Origin of the sequence: Sphingopyxis sp., assembly GCF_036261875.1 — a bacterium.
Classification (GTDB): domain Bacteria; phylum Pseudomonadota; class Alphaproteobacteria; order Sphingomonadales; family Sphingomonadaceae; genus Sphingopyxis.
In genome coordinates this window covers 51,309-76,878 of sequence record NZ_DATAJZ010000005.1, presented here as the reverse complement: position 1 = coordinate 76,878, position 25,570 = coordinate 51,309, and the positions used below count along the sequence as shown (strand labels likewise).

Genomic DNA, 25,570 nt, shown 5'->3' with positions numbered 1-25,570 from the left:
TGCTTCGGGGGTAAGTGGGGTTGTCCCGGTGGGGGCAGGGGGCATCAGGGACCAGACCGATGCCCCCCACCGCTCCATTGAGCGGAACACTCGGGAACATCCGATACCATACAAGCGCCATGCCAATTCCCCGCCTTCGCCGTTTCGGGCGCGAGACGCTGGTTAGCGATATCTTACCGATGGATGGGGGTGTCAAAAATCCCGACACATAAGCGTTCGCTTCGTTCAGCCAGCGTTCAGTCGATTGACTACACTTGTAGTCGTATTGCGAACAGGCGCCAGCAAGGGAGGGGTTCCGATATGGCGGAGCGAGCAAGCGAGTCGGAGATGCAGGTGCTGTCGGCGCTGTGGGACGACGCCCCACAGACCGCCGCCGACCTGACCCGGCGGATCGGCACGATCAACGGATGGACGCAGGCGACGGTGAAGACCTTGCTCGCGCGGCTCGTTCAGAAAGGCGCGGTGACGGCCGAGGCCGACGGGCGCCGCTATCTCTACCGCCCCGCGATCGACCGCGCCGAAGCGGTCGGCGAGGAGTCGCAGCGCTTCGTCGACCGCCTGTTCGGCGGCCGCGTCAGCCCGCTGATCGCGCATCTCGCCGAGCGTGAGGCGCTGTCGGACACCGACATCGCCGAGATCGAGGCCCTGCTGCGGAAGCTCAAGTCATGAGCGGCGCGATGATCCTCCAGGCATGGGGCGACACGATGGTCGCCACCGCGCTGCTCGTTCTGGCGGTGCTGCTGATCCGCAAGCCCTTCGCGCGCCATTTCGGGCCGCATCTGACCTATGCGCTGTGGCTGGTGCCGGCGCTGCGGCTGATCCTGCCGCCGCTGCCCTTCGCCGACCCGGTCGCGGCCCCGGCGACGCCGGCGGTTCCGGCCGATGTGGTGCGGATCGAGATGGTCGAAGCGGCCCGTGCCGCGGGAACGCCCGCTGTGGTGGTCGCCCCGTCGGGTTCCGCCTGGGCGCTTGCCGACGCGCTGCCGTTGATTTTCATCCTGTGGGCAATTGGCGCTCTCTTCGTGCTGATTTCGGCCTGGGCGGCGCATCGGCGCTTTCGGGACGCGGTGCTGGACGGTGCGGTCGAACTCGAACCGCTCGGCAAGATCCGCCTGATCATGACGGGCGCGGTCGACGGCCCGGTCGCCTTTGGCCTGTGGCGGCGCTTCGTCGCGGTGCCGCAGGATTTCTTCGCGCGCTATGTCGCCGAGGAGCGAGCGCTGGCGATCGATCACGAACTCGCGCATCACCGCCACGGCGACCTCTGGGCCAATGCCGCGGCGCTGCTGCTGCTCGCGGCGCAATGGTTCAATCCCCTGGCCTGGCGGGCGATCCGCGCTTTCCGCTTCGATCAGGAGGCAGCGTGCGATGCGCGCGTGCTGACGATGGCCGACGACGCTCCGCGGGACCTCCGCACCGCGCGCTATGCAACCGCGATCGCCAAGGCGGCGGTCGGCTCGCGGCTGTCGCTCGCGGCGCCGATGGCGGTTCACGACAATTTGCAGGAGAGGCTGACGATGCTCACGAGAGACGATATTTCGAAAAAGCGCGGTCTGGTCGGCAAGCTGCTGGTCGGCGGTGCGGCGCTGGGCGTGCTCGCGGCGACCGCGACATTGGTGCCTGCGGGCATCGCCCGGGCCGGAGCGCAGGAAGCGGACATTCCCGCACCGCCGGAGCCGCCCGCTCCGCCTGCCGTCCCCGATGCCCCGCTGCCGCCCGAGGCGCCGCTGCCACCCGAAGCACCCGCCGTGCCCCAAGGACATGGCGTGATGATCTTCACCTCGCAGCAGGATGGGCAGGACGCGGCCAGCGACGGCAAGAAGCGCGAGGTGCATCGCGTCGTGATCCGCGAGCGCAGCGAAACGAGCGACGGCACGGCGCCTAGCGGGCGCCGCGTGGAATTTTCGATGCCGGGCAGCCTGTCGCGCGACGACATCATCGCGACGTTGAAGGAACAGGGCGTCACCGGCGCGCAGGCCGACGCGATCGCCGACAGGCTCGAGGTGAAGCGCAAGGCGCGCTTCACGACCGCCTTCGCGCTGCCTCCGATGCCGCCCATGCCCCCGATGCCCGCGAGCAGCTGGACCGCAAGCGATGGCCGGGCCATGGCCGTCGCGCATTGCGGCAACGGCGCGGACGTGGCGCCGATCGTCAACCGCGACGAGACGGACGGCGGCAAGCACAGCCGGGTGGTGATGATTCGCTGCGGCGATACGGCGGAGAACCGGGCGGCGCGGCTTTCGGCGCTCCGCAAGGCGCGCGACAGCTTCGCGCGCGGCGAGGCGGCGCGGTCGCTTTCGGAGAGTATGCGCGCCAAGGTCGCCGCCGATCTCGACCGGGCAATCGCCGAGACGGAGAAAGCGGACCAATAGGGAATCGGGCCGCGAGCCGGCGCTTGCGGCCCGCCAGCTTCGCCGCCGACCCTCGTCCCCGGTAGGGTCGCGGCAGGGGCGGGGAAAGGGAGCGGGATGGACCGCTCCCTTTCTCTCGTCCTTTTTTCGCCCCTTTTACTTTGACGGGGCCGATGCCACATGGGGCGGATGAGCGAAGACAAGCCTTGGCCCGACACGATCCGCGCCGGCGAGTGCGAGCAGCACGAACCGCTGGTGCGCCGCGTGCTCGCGCCCAATCCGTCACCCTATACCTTCACCGGCACCCAGACCTGGATCGTCGGGGCGGGCCGCGACGTCGCGGTGATCGATCCCGGCCCGACGGGGTCTGGGATGAGCATCGGCGATCCGCCCGACGCCAACGGCGCGGGGCATGTCGACGCGATCCTGCGCGCCACGGAGGGTCAGCGCGTCGCGGCGATCCTCTGCACCCACACTCACCGCGACCATAGCCCCGCCGCCGCGCCGCTCAAGGAGGCGACCGGCGCGCCGATCATCGGCTGCGCGCCGCTCGCGCTTGCGGACGACGGCCCACGCGCCGACTCTGCCTTCGATCCGAACTATGCCCCCGACCGCGTGCTTGCCGACGGCGGGCGGGTGTCCGGCGACGGCTGGACGCTCGAAGCGGTCGCGACGCCGGGGCACACGTCGAACCATCTCTGCTTCGCGCTGGTCGAAAGCGACGCCCTGTTCACCGGCGACCATGTCATGGCCTGGTCGACCAGCGTCGTCAGCCCGCCCGACGGCGACATGGCGGCCTATATGGCGAGCCTGCAGAAGCTCTATGATCGGGGCGACCGCATCTATTATCCAGCGCACGGCCCCGCGGTGACCAAGCCGCGGCAGCTTGTGCGCGGGATGCTGGGCCATCGCCGCCAGCGCGAGCGGCAGATCCTGCGCGAGCTCGAAAAAGGGGCGGCTGTGATCCCGGTCATGGTCAGCCATATGTACAAGGGGCTTGATCCGCGCCTGACCGGTGCGGCCGGCCGATCGGTGCTGGCGCACCTGCTCGACCTGAAGGCGCGGGGAATCGTCCGTGCGCGCGAAGAGCAATGGGAGCTTGCATGATATTTTCGCTGATTCTGGCCGCCGCCGCGGGAACGGCCGCGCCCGGTCCCGTCGTCGCGCTGGTGGCGGGCGAGGGGGCGAGCCAATGCCTGCCCGACCATAGCGTGTGCCTGGAGGTCCCTCCGGTCGAGAACGGCGATGCGGGCGAAGCCGTGCTGCGCGTCGCATCGGCCGGTTCCGCGCCGGCTTCGCTGCCGCTGCCCGCATTTGCCGCGGCGGAGACGGTGGCGCTTTGGCCGACGCTGATCCGGGGCAAGGATGAAGGCGGTGCGCCGCGCTACCTTGTCGGCGTTCTCAGCGGCCAGACGAGTATGTATTCGGGCGGCGGCGGCTCGGCGTCGCAGCTTCACCTGCTCGAACTCGGCGCGGCGCCCGGCGCGGCGCGGTTGGGCGGCGAGGCGATCGAACTGCCGTGGGACGGCTCGCTGATGATCCGCGCCTGCTTTTCCGAAGCCGATATGAAGGACCGGATGGAGGCCTGCCACGACGAATATGAGTTCGGCGCCGGGCTGACCGCCGCTGCTTCGCCCGGCGATGCGGTCTTTCCCACGCTGAGCTATCGCACCGTCGCGACCGCCTTTCCACGCACGTCGCGCCGGTCGGATGACAATAGCGACACCAAGCTGAAGCGCGCCGACCTCGTGCGCGCGGAAGACCCCGCCTGCACCTATGACCGGGTGCTGCGCTACGACGCCGCGACCGCGCATTACGAGCTCGACCGGCCCTTGCCCGATTGTTTGGATTACACCGTCCCATGACCCGGACCGCGCCCCGCCTTCTTCCGCGCCTGATCCTGCTCGCCGCGGCGGCGCTGTTCGCGCTCGCGGCGTGGTGGGCGGTGTCCGCCTGGCGCGACTGGCAACGCGGCTATGATCCCGAGACCGTCGTCGCGGCCAGCCTGCAGGGGCTGCGCGAGCAGAATGTCCTCGTGCCCTTCACCGCGCGCTATGTCGCAGTGGTGACCTCGACGCAGTCGCGGCTCGGGCTGGAGGCGAAGAAGACGCTGATCATGCCGGGCACCGTCCGTTACGAGCTCGACCTCGGCCGCCTCGCGCAGTCCGACCTCAACTGGGACGGCAGCACGAACGCGTTGACCGTGACGCTGCCGCGGCTGCGGCTCGCGGGGCCGGAGATCGATATCGACGCGATCAGCGAATATCGCGACGGCGTGATCCTGCTGACGCTCACCGACGCCGAAAAGACCCTCGACGCCGCGAACCGCAAGGCGGCGCAGGAAGAGCTGATCCGGCAGGCCAAGGGCGCGACGCCGATGCGGCTTGCGCAGAACGCCGCGCGCGCCGCGGTCGAGCAGAGCTTCGCCATGCCGCTGAAAGCCGCGGGGGTCGATGCGAAAGTGACGGCGCGCTTCGCCGAATGACGCAGCGAATTGCCCTGCCGCCGGTCGCGGTGTAGGGCGACGCCACGGCAAGGACCATATAAGGAAAAGCCATGACTGCTCCCATCCGCGAGAATCTCTCGGGCCTCGACCTGCGCGCCGAAATCGACCGCCTCCGCAAGGAGCGCAACGCCGTCATCCTCGCGCATTATTATCAGAAGCCCGAAATCCAGGACCTCGCCGATTTCGTCGGCGATTCGCTGGAGCTGTCGCGCAAGGCGGCGGATACCGACGCCGACGTCATCGCCTTTTGCGGCGTCAAGTTCATGGCCGAGACCGCGAAGATATTGTCGCCGGAAAAGATCGTCGTGCTGCCCGACATGGACGCGGGGTGCAGCCTCGAGGACAGTTGCCCGCCCGAACAGTTCAAGCGCTTCCGCGCCGCGCACCCCGACCATATCGCGCTGACCTACATCAACTGCTCGGCGGCGGTGAAGGCGCTGAGCGACGTCATCGTCACCTCGTCGAGCGCCGAGACGATCATCAGCCAGATCCCGCCCGAGCAGAAGATCATCTTCGGCCCCGACCGGCATCTCGGCGGCTATCTCAACCGCAAGTTCGGACGCGAGATGCTGTTGTGGCCCGGCGTGTGCATCGTCCATGAGGCGTTCAGCGAGACCGAGCTGCTGAAACTCAAGGCGCAGAATCCCGGCGCGCCGGTCGCCGCGCACCCCGAATGCCCGCCGCACATCATCGACCATGCCGACTATGTCGGGTCGACGAGCGGCATCCTGCAATTCGCGAAGAGCTTTCCCGGCGACACGCTGATCGTCGCGACGGAACCGCACATCATCCACCAGATGGAGTTGGCGCTGCCCGAAAAGACCTTCATCGGCGCGCCCGGCGCGGACGGCAACTGCAACTGCAACATCTGCCCCTATATGGCGCTCAACACGATGGAAAAACTCTACCTCGCGCTGCGCGATCTTCAGCCGCGGATCGAGATGGACGAGGATCTGCGCATCGCCGCGAAAAAGAGCCTCGACCGGATGCTCGAGATGGCCAGCGGAACGGTGGGCAAGGGCGATCTGGGGCGGGCATGAGTCGGCCAATGACGACTCACTCACCTGATTGAGCAAGCGAGTCGCAACGCCAATTCGTATGATGCGCTGCAGCAATTGAATCCAAAAATGCTGCGGTGCTGTTACAAAAATGCTGCACCGAATCCGCTTGTTGCTAATGCCGGACTTATCCACAAGCATGGAAGGTTTGCGGGGCTTTTGCGTGCTTTTTCTGTTGGCGGTCCGACCGGTTCGTGACAGCTTCCAATCATCGGACGACAGAGACGCCGGATCGCCGAAACCCAAAGGGTGGTTGCAAGACCAGCCGGACGGAAACGGGCAGAACCGACGAGGACATCGACCGGTACCCGGTCACGGAACGCAGCGATTCCCACGAGTTGAGGCGGACCCGATCGGACGGAAATGCAGTCCATCGCTTCGGAAGAGCGACTGCTTCGGCAGAGGCTCGGACAAGATGATGAAGGGCTTTCCAGGTGAGGCCGGCCCCCGAAAGGGGGCCGACCGAACCATCGCCGGATCGGTTCGGTGCCGGTTGCGCTGCTTCGTTGTGATCGCTGGTCGAAAGATTGGCGGAACGCTATGATGCGGAGCGCGGTGCAGGAACGAAAACGGATAGTGGGGGTTGGCAGCGATGCCGGCCCCCATTTCGTATGCGCATCGCGCGATTGCCGCGAGCTTTCATCCTCGCGCACGAACTTTCCCGTCAAAAACTTGCTCCTGTGATGCCGGTCACATCGCGGCCGGCGACGACCGCCTATCGCCGTCGTTGCGACCCGGACCAGTTCCCCGACCGGAACTGATCCTCCTGTCCCGGCCGCGTCTTTCGGGGCGCGGCCGGGAACCTTTCTTCCCCTGCTCGATTATGTCCTCACCACTGATGGCAGGCGTCGTCCGGCCGGTTCGGGAGGGAGGAGGATCATGGGAGGACTCATCATCGCCCTGATCGTCGGCGGCGTCATCGGCTGGCTGGCGAGCATCGTCATGCGCACCGACGCGCAGCAGGGCATCGTCCTCAACATCATCGTCGGCGTCGCGGGCGCCTTCCTGGGCAGTTTTCTCGGCAATATCTTCGGTATGGGAGCGAGCCTCGCGAGCTTCGACACGATCGGGCTGCTCTGGGCCTTCGTCGGTGCGCTTGTGCTGCTCGCGATCGTCAATCTGATCCGGCGCGGGCGCATTCGATGAGACCGCCGACACCCGCCGCGCGGTCGCCGCCATTTCGCTAGGCGATTGCAGATATTTAGGTTAGCATCGACCCGCCTGTCCCATCAGGCACCATAATGATCGTAGGGGGTCAGAACATGATTGATTTCATTATCGCACTCGTCATGGGCGGCATTATCGGCTGGCTCGCCAGCATCGTGATGCGCACCGATGCCCAGCAGGGCATCTTCCTCAACATCATCGTCGGTTGCGTCGGCTCGATCCTCGGCCGGCTGCTGCTCGGCGGTTTCCTGGGCGGCGGCCATCTGCGCGGCGACGCGTTCGACTGGCGGACGCTGGTGACCGCCTTCATCGGCGCGATCATCCTGCTCGCCATCGTCAACCTGTTCCGGCGCGGCCGGGTGCGCTGACGCAAGGCGCGCAATGACGCAAAGCCGGCGGTCCGGATCGGATCGGGGCGGATGAAAGTGGGGGCGGTCGACCTGGGTCGGCCGCCCCATTTTCGTCGACACAAATACTGGAAATCGGGGGCCGACTTCCCTATGGCACTCGTCCCTTGGGGATGGGGGCGCTGCTCCCCGGGGGCGGAGATGCGGCGATTTTTGGCCCCTTGCACGCGGTGATTTAATAGGATAATACACCTTCAGAGGATATCCTGCCCCTGCGGGCCGGGCGCTTTGCCGACGGCGATGCGCGATCGGCGGCCGTGGGCTGCGGGAGGGGACATGGCGTGAACTACGAACGGAAAGTGGATTCGATGGACAGCCTGGCGGGGACGCAAAGCTATTACGAAGAGGCGGACAACCGCCGCAAGCGCACCCGGCTGATCGTCGGCGTCGTGCTTGTCGTGCTCGCGCTTGCCGCGGCCTGGTTCGCCTTTTCGCTCGGGAAGGGCGATGGCGCGGCTTCGGCGGACGGCGGGGCCGGTGGGCAGGCCATTCCCAATGTGACGGTCGTCGTCCCGGGCCGCGTCTCCGTGGTTGCGGCGATTTCGGTGAACGGCACGATCGCGGCGCGGCGCGAGATGCCGGTCGGTGTCGCCGGCGAAGGCGGGCAGGTGGCGCGCGTGCTCGTCGAGCCCGGCCAGTGGGTCGGCGCCGGACAGACGCTCGCCGTCATCGATCGGTCGGTGCAGACGCAGCAGGCGGCGGGCCTTGCCGCCTCAATCAAGGTCGCCCAGGCCGATGCCGATCTCGCCCAGTCCGAACTGGAGCGCGCACAGGCGCTGATCGGCCGCGGCTTCATTTCGAAGGCCGATCTCGACCGCAAGCGCGCAACCCGCGATTCCGCCAACGCGCGCGTTCGCGTCGCACAGGCGCAATATCAGGAAGCCGTCGCGCGCAACGGCCGGCTCGATATCGTCGCCCCAGCGGCGGGGCTGGTGCTGACGCGCCAGGTCGAACCCGGCCAGGTCGTCGGCGCCGGCAGCGGCGTCCTGTTCCGCATGGCAAAGGGCGGCGAGATGGAAATGCTCGCGCAGCTTGCCGAAGCCGATCTGCAGCGCGTCAAGGTCGGCACCCGCGCGACCGTGACTCCCGTCGGCACCGATCTGAAGATCGCGGGCCAGGTGTGGCAGGTCTCGCCGATCGTCAGCATGGACACGCGGCAGGGCACGGTGCGTATCGCTATCCCCTATAGCAGCGCGCTGCGCCCCGGCGGCTTCGCCGATGCGCGGCTGGTGGCGGGCAGCGGAGAGGCGCCGCTGCTTCCCGAAAGCGCGGTGCAGAGCGGCCCCGAAGGCAATTTCGTGCTGATCGTCGATGGCAAGGACCATATCCAGCGCCGCCCGGTCAAGGTCGGCACGGTTACCGACGGCGGCGTGTCGATCGCCTCGGGCCTGACCGGCACCGAAAAGGTCGTCGTACTGGCGGGCGCCTTCCTCAACCCCGGCGACAAGGTCAAGCCGGTGGTGCAGAAATCGTCGCAATAACATCGATCGCGTCCGGACAGCGCGCGCAAAAGGCGTTTGAATCATGAGCTTTCGCAACATTTCCGCCTGGTGCATCCGCAATCCGGTGCCGCCCGTGGTGCTGTTCATCCTGCTGCTGCTGGCGGGGATCGTCAGCTTCAACCGGATGGACGTGAACCAGCAGCCCGACGTCGAATTTCCAGCGGTGCAGGTGATCGTCGTGCAGCCGGGCGCGGCGCCGTCGGAGCTGGAAACGCAGGTGACGCAGCGCGTCGAGGCCGCGATTCGCGGGGTCAGCGGCGTCGATGAAATGTCGTCCTATGTCAGCGAGGGCAACAGCCGCACCTTCGTCCAGTTCGCGATCGGCACGCCGATCGACCGCGCCTATAACGACGTCAACCAGGCGGTTCAGCAGATCCGCAGCGACCTACCCGACGGCATATTGGAACCGCAGGTCGTGCGCGTCGACGTCGCGGGCGGCCCGATCACCTATTTCGCGGTCGAGGCGACCGACATGACGCTCGAACAGCTCAGCTGGTTCGTCGACAACACGGTCGCCAAGGACCTGCTCTCGATCCCCGGCATGGCGACGGTCACCCGTTCGGGCGGCGTCGATCGCGAAATCCGCGTCATCCTCGATCCCGCGCGGATGCAGAGCTATGGCCTGACCGCCAGCCAGGTGAACCAGCAGCTTCGCCAGGTGAACGTCAATGCCGCCGGCGGCCGCACCGAGATTGCGGGGGCGGAGCAGGCGATCCGCGTGCTCGGCAACGCCGCGAATGCCTTTCAACTGGGCGAAACGCGCATCTCGATCGGCAACGGGCGGACGATCCGGTTGGCCGACGTCGCCAAGGTGACCGATGGCTATGCCGAGCAGCGCAACCTCGCCAAGATTCGCGACAAGCAGGTTCTGGCCTTCTCGATCGAAAAGGCGAAGGGCGCATCGGACGTCACCGTCCACGACGCGGCGGTCAAGAAGCTGGCGGAGATCAAGAAGAACAACCCCAAGGTCAGCTTCAACATCCTCTTCACGCGCACCGAAGACACGAAGGAACAATATCGCAGCTCGATGGCCGCGATGATCGAGGGTGCGGTGCTGGCCGTCGTCGTCGTATTCCTCTTCCTGCGCGACTGGCGCGCGACGCTGATCAGCGCGCTCGCCATTCCGCTGTCGGCGATCCCGACCTTCTGGTTCATGGATCTGATGGGCTTTTCGCTGAACGGCCTGTCGCTGCTGGCGCTCAGTCTGGTCGCGGGGGTGCTGGTCGACGACGCGATCGTCGAGATCGAGAATATCGTCAGACATATGCGAATGGGCAAGACCGCCTATCAGGCGGCGATCGACGCCGCCGACGAGATCGGCCTGGCGGTCGTCGCGACGACGATGTCGATCGTCTCGGTCTTTCTGCCGGTCGCGCTGATGCCCGGCGTTTCGGGCCAGTTCTTCATCCAGTTCGGCCTGACCGTCGTCTTCGCGGTGCTGGTCAGCCTGGCGGTCGCGCGCATGATCACGCCGATGATCGCCGCCTATTTCCTGTCGGCGCAGGGCGAGGCCGAGCACGCCGGGGGGCCATGGGTCGATCGCTATGAGCGCATCCTCGCCTGGACGCTCGATCATTCGAAGCATCGCGCGGTGCGCGCGCGCTACGAAGCGGAGCCGACGCGGCTGGTTTTCCTGTCGGCGCCATTGGTGGCGGCGGCACTCGCGGGCCTGGCGATGGTCGTGAGCTATTTCCAGCCGGTTCCGGTGGGGCAGGACAGCCCCAATGCGGCGCTGCATTTCCTGCTGCAGACGCCGCTTGCGGTCGTCATGACCTTCCTGCTCGTCGGGCTGCTCCAGATCATCGTGGGCGCCGTCGCCTACGCGATGGGGATGCGCCAGTGGGCCTTTACTCGCTGGACCGCCTTCATGGCCCGGCGCGCCCGGGCACGACTTTCCGACCATCGCGTCTGGATCGTCGGCATCGGCTTCGCGGCCTTCGCAGCGAGCATCATCCTGTTCGCGACCTTGCCGCAGCAGTTCCAGCCGACGACGAACAGCGATTTCAGCCAGGTGAAATATGAGCTGCCCCCGGGCTCGACGCTGGCGCAGAGCGAGCATATCGCCAGCCAGATCGGGAAGATTCTCGACAATAATCCGGTGGTCGAAAAAGCCTTCTACGATGTCGAGGTGGGCGGCGGCAACGCGTTCATCACGCTCAAGAAGGACCGCGAGGTCAGCAGCGTCGATTGGGAACGCGGGTTGCAGCCCAAACTGGCCGCCATTCCCGACGCGCGCGTGACCTTCCAGAGCCAGTCGGGCGGCTTTTCGGGCCGCGACATAACGATGGTGATCGGCGGCGACGACCCGGCGCTGCTCGAAAAGCACGCGCTGAAGATCGTGGCGGAAATGAGCAAGCTCAAGGAAATCCGCGCGCCGCGCATCGAGGGCGATATTCCGCGGCCCGAGATCATCATCAATCCGCGCATGGACCTGGCCGCCGAACTCGGCGTCACCACCGCGGCGCTCAGCCAGACGATCCGTATCGCGACATTGGGCGATATCGACCAGAATGTCGCCAAATTCTCGCTCTCCGACCGTCAGATTCCGATCCGCGTGCTGCTCTCCGAGGATTCGCGCCGCAGCCTTGCGACGATCGAGAATCTGCCCGTGCCGACGTCGAGCGGTGCGACCGTGCCGCTGAAATCGGTGGCCCAAATCGGCTTCGGCGCCGGTCCGACCGAACTGCGCCGCTATAATCAGACGCGGCGCATCGTGATCGGCGCCGACCTGGCGCCCGGCCTCGTCACCGGCGACGCGCAGAAGAAGATCGACGCGCTGCCCGCGGTCAAGACCATGCCGCAAGGGGTGCGCAAGATCCTGCAGGGCGACGCGAAGATGCAGCAGGAACTCACCACCAACTTCATGATCGCGGTGGTGTCGGGTCTGCTGCTCGTCTTCTCGACGCTGGTGCTGCTCTATCGCCGCTTCCTGTCGCCGCTGGTCAATATGTCGTCGCTGCTGCTCGCGCCGCTCGGCGGTCTGCTCGGCCTGCTGATCACCGGCATGGAAATCTCGATGCCCGTCTATATCGGCTTGCTGATGCTGCTCGGGATCGTCGCGAAGAACTCGATCCTGCTCGTCGATTTCGCGATCGAGGAGATGGACAAGGGCATCGGCAAGACCGAGGCCCTGCTCGACGCGGGCCGCAAGCGCGCGCAGCCGATCGTGATGACCACGGTCGCGATGGTCGCGGGCATGGTGCCGACCGCGCTGTCGCTGTCGGGCGATGGCGCATGGCGTGCGCCGATGGGCGTCGTGGTGATCGGCGGCCTGACGCTGTCGACGCTGCTGACGCTGCTGATCGTCCCGGCGGGGTTCAGCCTGGCCGACAGCATCGAAAAGCGCCTCGGCCGCTTCTTCTCGAGCAATCTCCTGACCTACCGGAAGGGCGACGATACGAAGCCGCACGCCGCGCCGGCGCCGCACGCGGCGGAGTGATGGGTCCCGTCCGGCGCGGCTGGTTGCCGCGCCGGTTGCAACCTTCGGCGCGTTTCGCCATTTGATGAGGATGACCGACCGCGCTTTCCCCCGGCCGACTGGCGTTGCCGTTCCGACCGGCGGGCTCAATATCCGCATCGTCGCGACCGGGCTGCTGATCGTGATGGCGGCGATCTTCGTGACCGCCAAATATTATCAGGACGTCCATCCCGCGGTCGGCTTCGTCCGCGCCTTTGCCGAGGCGGCGATGGTCGGCGGGCTGGCCGACTGGTTCGCGGTCACCGCGCTGTTCCGCCATCCGATGGGCCTGCCGATCCCGCACACCGCGATTGTGCCGCGCAACAAGAACCGCATCGGCGACACGCTGGCGCGCTTCCTGCTCACCAATTTTCTGCTGCCGCGGCTGATCGCGCGCAAGATGCAGACGCTCGACGTCGCGGGCGCGGTCGGCAAATTCCTCTCGCAGCCCGCCGAGGGCGGCGGGCGGCTCAAGCTCGGCGCGTCGCGAATCATCGCCGACGCGCTGGGCGCGCTCGACCAGCAGCGGCTGGGCGGCATGGTCAAGTCGGCGATCGCCGACCGCCTGCGCGAACTCGACGTCGCGCCGCTGCTCGGTCAGGCGATGCAGGCGGCGCTTGCCGAGGGGCGGCACCAGCCCCTGCTCGACGCGATGGTCAAATGGGGGTCGAAAACGCTCGAACTCAACGAGCATCTGATCCACCAGATGGTCCACGACAACAGCAATGCGATCGTGCGCTTCACCGGGCTCGACGAAAGCATCTCGAACCGCATTGTCGCGGGGCTGTCGAAGCTGCTTGCCGAAATGGCGGCCGACGAGACGCACCCGCTGCGCCTGCGCGTCGAGGAAGGGCTCGCCAAGATGGCGCTCGACCTCCAGCACGACCCCGAGGTCAAGGCGAAGGTCGCGCACGTTCGCGACGAATTGCTCGAGAACAAGGCGGTCAAGCGCTGGCTCGACGGCCTCTGGGAGCAGGGCCGCGGCGCGCTGCTCAAGGCGGCGCGTGACCCCGAAACGATGCTCGCGGGCCGTATCGGCGAACTCGTCACCCAGTTCGGCGCGATGCTGGGCGAGGACGAGGCGATCAAGCGCACCCTCAACCGCTATGCGCGCCGCGCGGTCGTCGGCATGGTCGACAGCTATGGCGAGACGGCGCTGAAGCTGGTGTCGGACACGATCCGCGGCTGGGATGCGAAGACGATCACCGATCGGCTGGAAAATGCGGTCGGCGACGACCTGCAATATATCCGTATCAACGGCACATTGGTCGGCGGGCTGGTGGGGGTGGCGATCCACGCGGTGGATATCTGGATTTGAACCGTCGCCCCCGCCGGGAGGCGAGGCTACAAGCAGGCAGCTAATCCCTCGCGCCACGTCGGATATTTCGGCGCCCACCCCAGCAATCGCTTCGCCTTGCCGTTCGCGACGCGGCGATTCTCGGCATAGAAGGCGCGCGCGGCAGGCGACAGACCCGCATCGTCCAGCGACTGGAGCGGTGGCACCGGCGCGCGCAGCATCGCGCATCCCCATTCGACGAGCCGGTTCTGATGGCACGGTTCGTCGTCGGCGAGATTGTAGATTCCCGCGGGTCCCGCGAACGAGGCGATGATGCCGCCCGCGATGTCGTCGACATGGATGCGGCTAAAAACCTGTCCGGGCAGGTCGATGCGGTGCGCGCGACCTTCGCCGATGCGGTCGAGGATCGAGCGGCCGGGGCCGTAGATGCCGGGAAGGCGGAACAGGCGCATGTCGCCGCGCAGCGCCGCCCACGCCGCATCGGCGGCATTGCGATCGGCGCGGCGGCCCTTGACGGGCGCGCTTTCGTCGACCCACGCGCCGCCGGTATCGCCATAGACCCCGGTCGAGGACAGATAGCCGACCCATGTCGCGGGCGCGACGGCGATCGCCTCCCCATAGCGCGCGAGTACCGGATCGACTCCATCGGCCGGCGGCACCGACGACAGGATATGCGTCGCCGTTCGCAGCGCGCCGCGCACCGCGGCCTCGTCGGCAAACGCCAGGCTGTCCGCGCGACTGTCGCGCGTCGTGCCCGCGACCTCCCAGCCGCGTGCCATCAGCCGCCCGGCGAGGTGCCCCGCCGCATAACCCATCCCGAAAATCAGCATCTTCGCCATCGCAGCGCTTATTGCGCGCTTGGCGCCCCGCGCCTAGACCTTCGTGCATGACCGACGCTTCTTCCTCTCCCGCCGTTCCCGTTACCATCCACCGCGGCAAGTATCGCCCGCCCGAATGGCAGATCCCCGACATTGCGCTCGATTTCGCGCTCGGCATCGACGAAACGCGGGTGAGCAGTGCGCTGTCGGTCGTCCGTCACGCCGATGCACCGGTGCCGCTGACGCTGCGCGGCGACGGGCTGACGCCGCAGGACGTTCGCGTCGACGGCGAAAGCTGGAACGACTGGCGCATGGAGGGTCCCGACCTGATCGTCGACCTGGGTGACCGCACCGCGGCGACGGTCGAGGTCGACACCGTCATCGACCCGGCGGCGAACAGCCAACTCATGGGGCTCTATGCCTCGAACGCCATGCTCTGCACCCAGTGCGAGGCCGAGGGCTTCCGCCGCATCACCTTTCATCCCGACCGCCCCGACGTGCTCAGCCGCTACAAGGTGCGGATGGAAGGCGACAAGGCGAGCTTCCCGATTCTGCTCTCGAACGGCAATTGCGTCGCCTCGGGCGAGGGCGAGGCGGGTAACCATTGGGCGCTGTGGGAAGACCCGTGGCCGAAGCCTTCCTATCTCTTCGCGCTCGTCGCGGGCGATCTCGTCGTCAACCGCGATGAATTCGTCACCCAGTCGGGCCGCAGGGTCGAACTCGGTATCTGGGTGCGCGAAGGCGATGCCGATCGCACCCACCACGCGATGCAGGCGCTCAAGAACAGCATGGCGTGGGACGAGCGCGTCTATGGCCGCGAATATGACCTCGACCTGTTCAACATCGTCGCGGTCAGCGACTTCAATATGGGGGCGATGGAAAACAAGGGACTGAACATCTTCAACACCCGCTATATCCTCGCCGACCCCGACACCGCGACCGATGTCGATTATGACGGGATCGAAGGCGTCGTCGCGCACGAATATTTCCACAACTGGTCGGGCAACCGCGTCACCTGCCGCGACTGGTTCCAATTGTCGCTGAAGGAGGGCTTCACCGTTTTTCGCGACCAGAGCTTTTCGGCCGACATGGGCTCGCCCGCGGTCAAGCGGATCGAGGATGTCCGGCTGCTCCGCGCCGCGCAATTCCCCGAGGATGCGGGGCCGCTCGCGCACCCGATCCGCCCGGACAGCTATCAGGAAATCTCGAACTTCTATACCGCGACCGTCTATAACAAGGGCGCCGAGATCATCCGCATGATGGCGACGCTGATGGGACCGGAGCGTTTCCGCAAGGGCACCGACCTCTATTTCGCGCGCCACGACGGCGAGGCCGCGACGTGCGAGGATTTCGTGCGCGCGATGGAGGAGGGCGGGAACATCGACCTGACCCGGTTCCGCCGCTGGTACGAACAGGCGGGAACGCCGCGATTGAAGCTGACGCTGGTCGAAGAGGGCGGCGACTGGTTCCTCGATATTGCGCAGACGGTGCCGCCGACCCCGGGCCAGCCCGACAAGGCGCCGGCGATGATGCCGCTGCGCATCGCCGCCTTCGCGATGGATGGCAGCGGCGCCGCGCTGCCCGACACGCTCGTCACGCTGACCGATGCCGCGCAGCGTATCGCGCTCGGCGCCTTCGCGGCGCGCCCGGCGCTGTCGGTCAATCGCGGCTTCTCCGCCCCGGTGATCGTCGATTTCGAACGCGCGCCGGGCGAACTCGCTTGGCTCGCGGCGCACGACGACGATCCCTTCGCGCGCTACGAGGCGCTGCAGCAGCTCATGCTCGACACGCTCGTCGCTGCGGTGTCGGGCGAGAAGGCCGACGCCCGGGCGGTGATCGATGCGGTCGCGCAGACGCTTGCCGGGCGCGCCGCCGACCCGGCCTTCGTCGCCGAGGCGGTGCTGCTGCCGAGCGAAGCCTTCATCGGCGACCAGATGGTGACCGTCGACCCCGACGCGATCCGGCGCGAGCGGCTCGCGCTGCAGGCGGTGATTGGCGATGCGCTCGAAAGCGAGTGGCGCGAGATATTGGCTGAGGCGGCGCCGCCCGCGATCGATCTCACCCCCGCCGCCAAGGGCCGCCGCCGGCTGCGCGGCGTCGCGCTCGCCTATCTCGCTGCGACCGGCCGCGCCGACGTCGCGGCGCTGGCGTTCGGCGTCTTCTCGGACGCCGACGGCATGACCGAGCGGCAGGCGGCGCTCGCGACACTCGCGCATGGCGACAGCGACGAACGCACCCACGCGCTCGACATCTTCTACCAGCGTTATCGCGACAATCCGCTCGTGCTCGACAAATGGTTCCAGGTGCAGGCCTGGTCGATGCGTGCCGATACCGTCGCCGCGGTGAAGGCGCTGGCGGAGCATCCCGATTTCACGTTAGCCAACCCCAATCGCGTCCGCTCGCTCTACGGCGCTTTCACCGGCAATCAGGCGGCGTTCCACCAGGCCGACGGCGCGGGCTATCGGCTGATCGCCGATCTCGTCATCGCGCTCGATCCCCGGAACCCGCAGACCGCGGCCAAGATGATCCCGCCGCTCGGCCGCTGGCGCCGCTTCGACGAGGCGCGCGCGGCGATGATGAGGGCCGAACTGGAACGCATCCTGGCGCAGCCGGGCCTGTCGCGCGACACGACCGAGCAAGCGAGCAAGAGCTTGATGGGGTAAGGGCTACTTTGGGGTAGGAAGCGGACGCGCGTCAGTGCCGATCTGGGATCTCGTAACGCTGATTGTCTACAGTGGTCAGCGAAGTCTCCCCTGTGGCGTGCAAAGCTTTGAGCACGCATCCGGTGACAGTCAAATTGGACGCCGGTTTAATGGTGAGCGTATCCCTTTCAATTACAGCCATACGCGAAGTGCCGCCACATCGTTCAACGATTGCATCAACCTGCGCTTGTGAGAGGTTACCAGCTTTCGTCTCGATGGGTCGATTTGGATTTGCGCACCCAACAAGCGACAGAAATCCAGCTAGCAGAGAAAGGAGACGCAGCGCCATGCTGCTAGTATTATTGGAAAAGCCGATGTCCGCAACCGGTCGTTTCCAGCCCTTCATCACCCCGCCGAAAACAGCTTCGTCCCCACCACTCCGACGACGATCAGCGCCATGAAGCCGACTTGCACGCCGCTCACCTTCTCGCCGAACAGCATGATCCCGCCGATGATCACCCCGACCGCGCCGAGCCCGGTCCAGATCGCATAGGCGGTGCCCGCCGAAATCTCGCGCATCGCCAGCGCGAGCAGCGTCATGTTGACGAAGCTCAGCGTGACGGGAACCGCCGACGCCTGCCACGTCCCGAGCGTTGCCGCCCATTTCAGGCTCAGCGCCCAGCAAATTTCGGTGAAAACGGCGATAACGAGGATGATCCATCCCACGGGCGAGTCCTTTCAGATCGGCGGGCTCGTGGGGGGAGCGCATGCCGGAAACCCGAAAGAGGCACGCAAGGCGGCGCCCTTAAAGCATGATCGCCGGAAGGGAAAGGCTGTCGTGCCCCTGCGAAGGCAGGGGCCCATCTCCCGCCGGTTCAGGATGGCGCCGATCGGAGATGGGCTCCCGCGTTCGCGGGAGCGCGCGGCCCTTTTACCAAAAGAAGATCAGCCCCCCAGCCAATCCGCGACCTCGACCGCGACCTTGTTCGCGGCGGCAGTCAGCGCTTCGCCGACGGGCCTGGCCTCGACCTTGCCCGCGATCGGCTCGCGCACCTCGAAGCGGCGCTGGGTGACGCTCTTGCCGCCGGCCGAGACCAGCATCGCCTGATAGACGACGACCGCCTCGTTTGCGCGCGCATCGACCCCGAAGTCCATGAGCTGCCCCGCAAGCTGCTCCCCCGGCGCGGTCAGATATTGCCCCTCGTCGAGCACGACGCGCGAGGTGCGCGCGGCGACGGTTTCGGAGACGAGCCGCTGGAACAGGCGCTGCGGCGCCTCGACCCATTGCGCATCCTTGACATAGGCGACGCTGGCGTCGTCCTGTTGCACTGGGATGCGCGGGGTGCGCAGCTTCTGTGGCGCGGTGGGGATCAGGATGGTCAGCGTCGCCGCGTCGCTCGCGGTGCGTGCGGTCCCGGCGGTGGGGGCCGCGTCGGCGTCGAGCGTCAGCAGGAAGGGCGGGGTCTTGCCGCCGAGCCCGATGCAGCCTGAAAGCGTCACCGCCGCGGCCGCGACGAGCAGGGGAGTGCGGAGCATTCGCGGTGAGATGGACATTGTCGGCATCCTCATTTCTTGTAATCGGGCAGCTTGCTGCCGCCGAGCACAGCGCCGGCGCCCTGCTGGTCGAGCTTGTCGGTCAGGCTCGACAGCGAGGCGGAGGTGCGGCGCAGATCGCGGATCAGCGCATTGGCTTCGGGAACGGTGGTGTCGCTGAAGGTCTTGAGCCCCGGCCGCGCGTCGGCGATCGCCGCCTCGAGCGTCTTCATCGATTCATTCGCCGATTGCAGCGTATCGCGCAGGTTGGCCATCGCCGGATCGACGTTGCGGTCGATCGTCCCCTGCGCCGAGGCGGCGAGATTGCCGATCTGCTCGGCAGCGTTGCCGGTCTGCTGGATCGCGATGCGCGTGTCGGCGAGCGCCTTTTCGAGCGCCGGGCCGTTGCGCGCGAGGATCGCGGTCGATGCCTCGACATTGTTGAGGATGCCCTTGATGCTCGCCTGATTCTCGTCGTCGACCAGCTCGGCGAGCCGCTCGGACAGCGTCGAGAGTCGTTGCAGGAGCTGCGGCGCGGTGTTCAGAAGCTCGCCCAGCCCGCCGACGCGCGTCGGGATGACCGGCTTGCCCGCCGGCCCCTTGTCGGTGATCGGCGGCGCGCCCTTGACCGCGCCGTCGAGTGAAATCTGCGAGACGCCGGTAAAGCCGACGCCTTCGAGCGCGGCGGTCGTGCCCTGGAGGATCGGCACGCCCTCGTTCACCTCGATCCGCACGCGGACGAACTGCGGATCGTCGGGCCACAGCGCGATTTCGCGAACCTGCCCGGCGGGGACGCCCGAAAATTGCACCTGCGCGCCCTTGTTGAGGCCGTCGACCGACTGTTTGAAGAAGATGTCATAGGCGCGCTTCGTGCCGCCGCTGTCATTCGCGAGCCAGACGAAGAAAAACGCGAGGGCCGCCATGAAGATGAGGACGAACGCGCCGACAAGCACATTGTTCGAGCGTGTTTCCATCAGCTTTTCCTATCCTGCCGCTCTGCCGCGATATTGCAGCCAGCGGCCGCCCGGCCGCGCGGGCCGTTGAAATAATCCTGTATCCACGGATGCTCGGTGGCAAGCAGTTCCGGGATGGTGCCGACCGCGATCACCTTCTTCTCCGCCAGCACCGCGACGCGGTCGCAGGTTGCATAGAGCGAGTCGAGGTCGTGGGTGATCAGGAAAACGGTGAGCCCCATCGTGTCGGCAAGCTCGCGGATCAGCTCGTCGAACTTGGCGGCGCCGATCGGGTCGAGTCCCGCCGTTGGCTCGTCGAGAAAGAGCAGCGCGGGGTCGAGTGCGAGCGCGCGGGCGAGGCCGGCGCGCTTGACCATGCCGCCCGACAGTTCGGCGGGATATTTGGGGCCGGCATCGGGGGGCAGGCCAACCATCGACACTTTGTAGGCGGCGATCTCGTCGAGCAATTGCTGGTCGAGCCGCGGATAATATTCGCGCAAGGGAACCTGGATATTCTCCGCGACGCTCAGCGTCGAAAACAGCGCCCCGCCCTGGAACATCACCCCCCAGCGGCGGCGGAGGTCGCGCGATTCCTCGGCGTCGGTGATGGTGTCGAGCGTTTTGCCGTATACCTCGATCTCGCCCGCGGTCGGGGTCTGGAGGCCGACGATCGAGCGCATCAGCACCGACTTGCCGGTCCCCGATCCGCCGACGACGCCCAAAATCTCGCCCGAGCGGACGTCGAGATCGAGCCCGTCGTGGATCACCGCGTCGCCGAACTGGTTGCGCAGCCCGCGGATGCGGATCGCATATTCGAACGTCTCGGGCCGCACCGCTTCCGCGGCCGCAAGCTCTTCCCGAATCTCGGCCTGTATCTCTTCGCTCATCAATTCCATCCCAGCGAAGAGAAGAAGACCGCGAAAAAGGCGTCGAGGACGATGACGAGGAATATCGCCGCGACGACCGCCGAGGTCGTGCGCTTGCCGACCTCCTCGGCATTCTGGCGCACCTGCATTCCTTCGTAGCAACCGGTGACGCCGATCAATATGCCGAACACCGGCGCCTTGATCAGCATGATCCAGAAATCGTGCATCGGGATGATTTCGCGCAGCCGCTGCACATAGGTGAGCGGCGGGATTTCGAGCCCCGCCCAGCAGAAGACGCCGCCGCCGATGATCGCGCAGATGCTCGCGTAGAAGCCGAGCAGCGGCATGGTGATCGTCGAGGCGGCGACGCGCGGCAGCACGATCGCTTCCATCGGCGACACGCCGATCGTCCGCATCGCGTCGATTTCTTCGGTCAGCTTCATCGTGCCGATCTGCGCCGCAAAGGCCGAGCCCGATCGCCCCGCGACCATGATCGCGGTCATCAGCAGGCCAAGCTCGCGGATCGAGGCGCGACCGACGAGGTTGATGGTGAACACCTCCAGCCCGAATTGCTCGAGCTGCACCGCGCCCTGCTGCGCGATGACGATACCGATCAGGAAACTCATCAGGCCGATGATGGGGAGGGCGTCGACGCCGACGGTCTGGAAACGGGTGACGACCGCGTGCCAGCGCAGCCGCCGCCGCGCGCGAATCTGAATGCCCAGCGCGATGATCATCGCGCCGAAGAAATCGATGATGCCGATCAACTCGCCCCAGACCGCGAGACTCGCTGTGCCGACCTGTTCGAGCATCCGCTCGATCGCCGAGCGGCGGTCGCGGTGGACGCGATATTCGCTCTTGTCGTCCTTCAGCGCTTCGAGCAGCCTTTCGGCCTCGGGGCTCGCGCCGGTGACCTTGGCGCCATATTCGTTGACGGTGCGGGTGACGATCCAGGCGCCGACGGTGTCGATCCTTTCGACCCCCGACAAGTCGATCGACGCGACCGCCCCGACCGCGTCCAGCCTTTGCGGCAGGTCGCCGAGACGCGCCAGCGTCAACCGGCCGGTGAAGCGAACCGCGGCCCCATCGGCGCCGTCGCTATAGTCAAAGTCCGCCCTGGCCACCATCTCGCGGGGGACATTGTCTTATTTGCCCCGACACGGCAAGCTATTCCACGGCAAGCAATCCCCGCCCCTTGGCCGCAGCGGCGCGGCACCCTATTGTCGGTTCCATGGAAACGTCATCCGCCCCGCCCGCGACCGATCCCGTCCATCGCGTCGCGATGTACGACATGGACCGGACGATAACGCGATCAGGGACTTACAGCGGGTTTCTGATGCATGCTGCAAGACGGCGCCAGCCGTGGCGCCTGCTGCTGCTGCCGCTCGTCGGGCTCGCGGGGGTGGGCTATGCGCTGCGCCTGATCGACCGGTCGCGGCTGAAAGCGATCAATTTGCGCCTGCTCGTCGGCAAGCGCTTCCGCCGCAGCGAGATCGCGCCGCTCGCCGAAAGCTATGCCGACAAGGTGGTCGCGCGCGGCCTGCACGCCGCGGCGCTCGACCAGATCGCCGCCGACCGCGCGGCGGGGTATCGGCTGCTGCTCGCGACCGCGTCCTTCCACCTTTATGTCGATGCGATCGCGCGGCGGCTCGGGATCGACGACGTGCTTGCGACGCGGCTCGACGAGGCCGATGGCGGTGACCATGTCCACGCGCGGCTGGCGGGCGACAATTGCTATGGCGAGGCCAAATTCGCGCGCATCTCGGACTGGCTCGCCGCGAATGAAATCACGCGGGATCAAGCGCATATCCGCGCCTATTCAGACCATGTGTCCGACCATCCGATGCTGCACTTCGCCAACGAAGCAGTCGCGACGACACCGTCGCGCAAGCTGAAGAAGCTGGCACCGGCGATGGGCTGGCAGGTGGTCGACTGGCGGGGTAGGAGATAGCCGGCGATCGATCCGGCTGTATATTCATCCGTCATCCCTGCCTTCGTGACGCACTTTTGTTACAACTCGCTGGAACTGGCCATTTGACGTTTTCCCGGGGGTAAGAACGGCGGTTTTATGCCCGGAATCAGACGTCGATCAAACCCGCACGGCTGCCGAAACCCGGCCGTTCGCCGGCGAACATCATGTCGCAATCAACCGTGACCGTTATATGGTGAGCCCTGCTGGGTTCGAACCAGCGACCTACTGATTAAAAGTCAGTTGCTCTACCGACTGAGCTAAGGGCCCATCGTGGCGCCGATGGTCGGCGCCAGAAAAGGAGCGGTCGCCCTAGTGCGCTGCGGCGCGCCGGTCAACCACCTTGGGGTCAACCGGCCTGGGACGGATAAGGCGCGCGGCAAGTTGGCGGATCGTGCGGCGGCTCAGCGGATGGCGCCAGTCGGGCGCGATGGCGCGGAGGGGGCCGAGCACGAAGGCTCGCTCGGCCATCGCGGGATGCGGGATGTGGAGTGCGCCGTCGCTCCACGCGCCGCCCGACCAGAGCAATATATCGAGATCGAGCGTCCGCGCGCTCCAGCGCTGGCCGGTGCGGCGTCCGAATGCAGCCTCGATCCGTTTGAGGCGCGCAAGCATTTCGGGCGGGCTGAGCGGCGAGGCGACCAGCGCGACCGCATTGGCGTAGCGGCGGCGCGAAGGGCCAATCGGCTCGCTGGTGACGATCGGGCTGACGTCGACTGGCTCGACGTCGTCGGCCTCGATCGCCGCCAGCGCCGCCAGCAGCACCCGCCGCGGATCGCCGTGGCGCGCGTGCCGGCGGTTCGAGCCGAGTCCGATGGCATAAAGCGGCAGGGGGGCCGGGAAGGGCGTTGCGCTGGTCATCCCCCCGCGCCTATCGCAGCCGCGTGGAGATTGACAGCCCCTTGCCCGGAACCGAGCCGCCGCGCGATTGCCCGCGCTGCCCGCGGCTCGTCGCGCTGCGCCGCGAATGTCAGGCCGAATATCCCGACTGGTGGAACGCGCCCGTTCCCGCTTTCGGCGATCCCGATGCGTGGCTGGCCTTCGCGGGACTCGCGCCCGGCAAGCATGGCGCGAACCGCACCGGGCGGCCTTTTACCGGCGACTATGCGGGGGATCTGCTGTTCGCGACGCTCGCCGAATTCGGGCTCAGCAAGGGGCAGTATGCGGCGCGCATCGACGATGGGCTGACCCTCGACGGGGCGATCATCGTCAACAGCGTCAAATGCCTGCCGCCGCAGAACAAGCCGATCCCCAGCGAAATCGCCCATTGCCGGCCGTTCTTCGAAGCCCAGATGGTGGCGCTGCCGAAGGTGAAGGTAGTCATCGCGCTCGGGCGGATCGCGCATGACGCGGCGTTGAGGGCGGAAGGCGTCCGGCTCGCCGCCTGTCCCTTCGCGCACGGCGCGGTCCATCCGCTGCCGAGCGGACGGCATCTCGTCGACAGCTATCATTGCTCGCGCTACAATACGAATACCGGACGGCTGACGCCCGCGATGTTCGCCGATGTCTTTCGCACCGCGCTCGCGCTGCGCGATCAGACGAGCGAGCGGAATTCCTCGACAACGGCGCGGTAGAGCTGGCGCTTGAAAGGCACGATCAGCTTTTCCAGATCGTCGAGTTCGGCCCAGCGCCACGAACGGAATTCGGGGTGCGGGGTGGCGATATTGACGTCGCCATCCTCGCCCATGAAGCGCATCAGGAACCAGTGCTGGCGCTGGCCGCGGTATTGGCCGCCCCACATCTTGCCCATCAGATGGTCGGGCAGGTCATAGAAATGCTCGGTCCGACTGCGCGCGATGATCTCGACGAGGCCGCCGTGAATGCCGGTTTCCTCCCCGAGCTCGCGGATCGCGGCTTCCTCAGCTTCCTCGCCCGGATCGATTCCACCCTGCGGCATCTGCCACGCGTCGGCCGACGAATCGAGTCGCTGGCCGACGAAGACGCGGCCGTCGCGGTTCGCCAGCATCACGCCGGCGCAGGGGCGGTAAGGGAGGGAGGCGTCGCTCATGCGGTCGCTTCGGTGACGATCGCCTTCAGCACTGTCAAGGCACCGCGAATGTCGTCCTTCGCGCTCGGGATGCCCTGCGCGAGGCAGATATAGCCGTGGATATTGCCTTTCGCCTCGCGATAGGTCGTCGGCACGCCGGCTTCGATCAGCTTCGCGGCATAGGCGCGGCCCTGATCGCGGAGCGGGTCGAGCCCGGCGGTGACCAGCAGCGTCGGCGGCAGGCCCTCGGCGGGAAAATCGATCGGCGAGGCGCGGCGATCGGCGGGGTCGGCGGCATATTGTTCGCCGAACCAGATCATCCCGGCTTCGGTCAGCAGATGACCCTCGCTGAAATCGCGGTAGCTCTGCCAGTCGTTGTGCGTCGTCACGGCGGGATAGATCGGATGGATCGCCACTACCGGCTTCGACGCAGGCGCGTCGCGCAGCGCCAGCGCGGTGACGATGGTCAGGTTGCCGCCCGCGCTGTCGCCCGAGAGGACGAGGCCGGTGCAGGGAAAATTGTCCGCGACCCAGCGCGTCGCCGCCTCGCAGTCGATCGGCGCGGCGGGAAAGGGATGTTCGGGCGCGAGCCGGTAATCGACCGCGACCACCGGCATGTCGAGGATGCGCGCGGCTTCGGCGCAATAGGGATCGTGGGTTTCGAGGTCGCCGATCACCCAGCCGCCGCCGTGATAGAAGACCATCACCGGCCCCGCCGCACGGTCGGGACGGTTGTCGTAGATGCGGATCAGGATGTCGCCCGCGGGGCCGGGAATCGCCTTGTCCTCGACCCTGGCGATCTCGCCGCGCGGCACGTCGGCCATCTGCCCCATCACGCGCATCATCTGGCGGCCCGCCTCGGGCGGCATCTCCTCCATCTTCGGGCCTTCCTGGGCATTCAGGAAAGCGAGAAAGGCGGCCACGTCGGGCCGGGTATAGTGGGTCGTGCCGTCGGTCATCCTGTCATCCCTCGATTGTTTTTCGGCCCCAGCTATTCGGCATCGCCCGCCGATATTCAATCGCAAACTGAAACCCGTCACGCGCTTCGCCTTTGCGG

24 protein-coding genes and 1 tRNA gene are annotated in these 25,570 nt (G+C 66.8%); 14 read left to right on the top strand and 11 right to left on the bottom strand.

The genetic code is table 11. From position 1 onward, the window contains the following. Positions 1 to 300: 300 nt before the first annotated feature. The 11 genes from VHO04_RS01370 (at position 301) to VHO04_RS01320 (ending at position 13,766) form a co-directional block, all read left to right on the top strand. Positions 301 to 669, top strand: a complete 369-nt coding sequence (locus VHO04_RS01370; RefSeq protein WP_329626687.1) for a BlaI/MecI/CopY family transcriptional regulator — start codon at positions 301 to 303, stop codon at positions 667 to 669. Further along, positions 666 to 2,372, top strand: coding sequence for a M56 family metallopeptidase (locus VHO04_RS01365; RefSeq protein WP_329626686.1), 1,707 nt, complete (start codon positions 666 to 668; stop codon positions 2,370 to 2,372). The genes VHO04_RS01370 and VHO04_RS01365 overlap by 4 nt, the downstream gene beginning before the upstream one ends. 168 nt (positions 2,373 to 2,540) lie before the next feature. Further along, positions 2,541 to 3,458, top strand: coding sequence for an MBL fold metallo-hydrolase (locus tag VHO04_RS01360; protein WP_329626685.1), 918 nt, complete (start codon positions 2,541 to 2,543; stop codon positions 3,456 to 3,458). Next, positions 3,455 to 4,216 (top strand): hypothetical protein, encoded by a 762-nt coding sequence (locus tag VHO04_RS01355; protein ID WP_329626684.1) that lies wholly within the window; start codon positions 3,455 to 3,457, stop codon positions 4,214 to 4,216. Before VHO04_RS01360 ends, VHO04_RS01355 begins: the two co-directional genes overlap by 4 nt. Continuing rightward, positions 4,213 to 4,836 carry a DUF4230 domain-containing protein gene (locus VHO04_RS01350; protein ID WP_329626683.1) on the top strand — a complete coding sequence of 208 codons (624 nt, stop codon included), beginning with the start codon at positions 4,213 to 4,215 and terminating at the stop codon, positions 4,834 to 4,836. The genes VHO04_RS01355 and VHO04_RS01350 overlap by 4 nt, the downstream gene beginning before the upstream one ends. Positions 4,837 to 4,907: 71 nt before the next feature. Further along, complete coding sequence (gene nadA, locus VHO04_RS01345; RefSeq protein ID WP_329626682.1) at positions 4,908 to 5,897, top strand: quinolinate synthase NadA; 990 nt, start codon at positions 4,908 to 4,910, stop codon at positions 5,895 to 5,897. A gap of 897 nt (positions 5,898 to 6,794) precedes the next feature. Further along, complete coding sequence (locus tag VHO04_RS01340) at positions 6,795 to 7,061, top strand: GlsB/YeaQ/YmgE family stress response membrane protein (protein ID WP_329626681.1); 267 nt, start codon at positions 6,795 to 6,797, stop codon at positions 7,059 to 7,061. Between the two features lie 116 nt (positions 7,062 to 7,177). Next, the gene (locus VHO04_RS01335) at positions 7,178 to 7,450 is read left to right on the top strand and encodes a GlsB/YeaQ/YmgE family stress response membrane protein (protein ID WP_329626680.1); all 273 of its coding nucleotides are present in this window, start codon (positions 7,178 to 7,180) and stop codon (positions 7,448 to 7,450) included. A 347-nt stretch (positions 7,451 to 7,797) separates the two neighbouring features. Next, entirely contained in the window at positions 7,798 to 8,970 is a 1,173-nt protein-coding gene (locus VHO04_RS01330) for an efflux RND transporter periplasmic adaptor subunit (RefSeq protein ID WP_329626727.1), read from the top strand. A gap of 43 nt (positions 8,971 to 9,013) precedes the next feature. Further along, positions 9,014 to 12,430, top strand: coding sequence for an efflux RND transporter permease subunit (locus VHO04_RS01325; RefSeq protein ID WP_329626679.1), 3,417 nt, complete (start codon positions 9,014 to 9,016; stop codon positions 12,428 to 12,430). Between the two features lie 70 nt (positions 12,431 to 12,500). Beyond that, entirely contained in the window at positions 12,501 to 13,766 is a 1,266-nt protein-coding gene (locus VHO04_RS01320) for a DUF445 domain-containing protein (protein ID WP_329626678.1), read from the top strand. A gap of 26 nt (positions 13,767 to 13,792) precedes the next feature. Here VHO04_RS01320 and VHO04_RS01315 read toward each other — a convergent pair whose 3' ends face one another. Then, positions 13,793 to 14,584 carry an SDR family NAD(P)-dependent oxidoreductase gene (locus VHO04_RS01315; RefSeq protein ID WP_329626677.1) on the bottom strand — a complete coding sequence of 264 codons (792 nt, stop codon included), beginning with the start codon at positions 14,582 to 14,584 and terminating at the stop codon, positions 13,793 to 13,795. 47 nt (positions 14,585 to 14,631) lie between these two features. Between VHO04_RS01315 and pepN the strand changes: the two genes are divergently transcribed. Then, the gene (gene pepN, locus VHO04_RS01310; protein WP_329626676.1) at positions 14,632 to 17,226 is read left to right on the top strand and encodes an aminopeptidase N; all 2,595 of its coding nucleotides are present in this window, start codon (positions 14,632 to 14,634) and stop codon (positions 17,224 to 17,226) included. 31 nt (positions 17,227 to 17,257) lie between these two features. On the opposite strand, the gene VHO04_RS01305 is transcribed toward pepN, so the two are convergent. The 6 genes from VHO04_RS01305 to VHO04_RS01280 all read right to left on the bottom strand — a co-directional run bounded on the left by VHO04_RS01305 (position 17,258) and on the right by VHO04_RS01280 (position 21,684). Further along, a complete protein-coding gene (locus VHO04_RS01305) occupies positions 17,258 to 17,611 on the bottom strand; it encodes a hypothetical protein (RefSeq protein WP_329626675.1) in 354 nt (117 codons plus the stop codon). Then, complete coding sequence (locus VHO04_RS01300) at positions 17,611 to 17,931, bottom strand: multidrug efflux SMR transporter (RefSeq protein ID WP_329626674.1); 321 nt, start codon at positions 17,929 to 17,931, stop codon at positions 17,611 to 17,613. Before VHO04_RS01300 ends, VHO04_RS01305 begins: the two co-directional genes overlap by 1 nt. A gap of 219 nt (positions 17,932 to 18,150) precedes the next feature. Further along, the gene (locus VHO04_RS01295) at positions 18,151 to 18,759 is read right to left on the bottom strand and encodes an ABC-type transport auxiliary lipoprotein family protein (RefSeq protein ID WP_329626673.1); all 609 of its coding nucleotides are present in this window, start codon (positions 18,757 to 18,759) and stop codon (positions 18,151 to 18,153) included. An 11-nt stretch (positions 18,760 to 18,770) separates the two neighbouring features. Then, positions 18,771 to 19,712, bottom strand: coding sequence for an MlaD family protein (locus VHO04_RS01290; protein ID WP_329626672.1), 942 nt, complete (start codon positions 19,710 to 19,712; stop codon positions 18,771 to 18,773). Next, the gene (locus VHO04_RS01285) at positions 19,712 to 20,578 is read right to left on the bottom strand and encodes an ABC transporter ATP-binding protein (protein ID WP_257543558.1); all 867 of its coding nucleotides are present in this window, start codon (positions 20,576 to 20,578) and stop codon (positions 19,712 to 19,714) included. Before VHO04_RS01285 ends, VHO04_RS01290 begins: the two co-directional genes overlap by 1 nt. Then, positions 20,578 to 21,684, bottom strand: a complete 1,107-nt coding sequence (locus VHO04_RS01280; RefSeq protein WP_329626671.1) for an ABC transporter permease — start codon at positions 21,682 to 21,684, stop codon at positions 20,578 to 20,580. The genes VHO04_RS01285 and VHO04_RS01280 overlap by 1 nt, the downstream gene beginning before the upstream one ends. Positions 21,685 to 21,788: 104 nt before the next feature. Between VHO04_RS01280 and VHO04_RS01275 the strand changes: the two genes are divergently transcribed. Beyond that, entirely contained in the window at positions 21,789 to 22,508 is a 720-nt protein-coding gene (locus VHO04_RS01275; protein ID WP_329626670.1) for an HAD-IB family hydrolase, read from the top strand. Positions 22,509 to 22,720: 212 nt separating this feature from the next. Here the strand turns inward: VHO04_RS01275 and VHO04_RS01270 are convergent. Both VHO04_RS01270 and folK read right to left on the bottom strand, forming a co-directional pair. Next, a tRNA-Lys gene (locus VHO04_RS01270) sits at positions 22,721 to 22,796 on the bottom strand. A 42-nt stretch (positions 22,797 to 22,838) separates the two neighbouring features. Next, on the bottom strand, positions 22,839 to 23,387 hold the full coding sequence (folK, locus tag VHO04_RS01265; protein ID WP_329626669.1) for a 2-amino-4-hydroxy-6-hydroxymethyldihydropteridine diphosphokinase: 549 nt from the start codon (positions 23,385 to 23,387) through the stop codon (positions 22,839 to 22,841). Positions 23,388 to 23,410: 23 nt separating this feature from the next. On the opposite strand from folK, the gene VHO04_RS01260 reads away from it, so the two are divergent. Then, positions 23,411 to 24,100 carry a uracil-DNA glycosylase gene (locus tag VHO04_RS01260; RefSeq protein WP_329626668.1) on the top strand — a complete coding sequence of 230 codons (690 nt, stop codon included), beginning with the start codon at positions 23,411 to 23,413 and terminating at the stop codon, positions 24,098 to 24,100. Here the strand turns inward: VHO04_RS01260 and VHO04_RS01255 are convergent. After that, positions 24,061 to 24,534: an RNA pyrophosphohydrolase gene (locus VHO04_RS01255; RefSeq protein ID WP_329626667.1), complete on the bottom strand. Its 474-nt coding sequence runs from the start codon at positions 24,532 to 24,534 to the stop codon at positions 24,061 to 24,063. The two genes, VHO04_RS01260 and VHO04_RS01255, sit on opposite strands and share 40 nt — an antisense overlap. After that, positions 24,531 to 25,472: an alpha/beta hydrolase gene (locus VHO04_RS01250; RefSeq protein ID WP_329626666.1), complete on the bottom strand. Its 942-nt coding sequence runs from the start codon at positions 25,470 to 25,472 to the stop codon at positions 24,531 to 24,533. The genes VHO04_RS01255 and VHO04_RS01250 overlap by 4 nt, the downstream gene beginning before the upstream one ends. Positions 25,473 to 25,570: the final 98 nt, after the last annotated feature.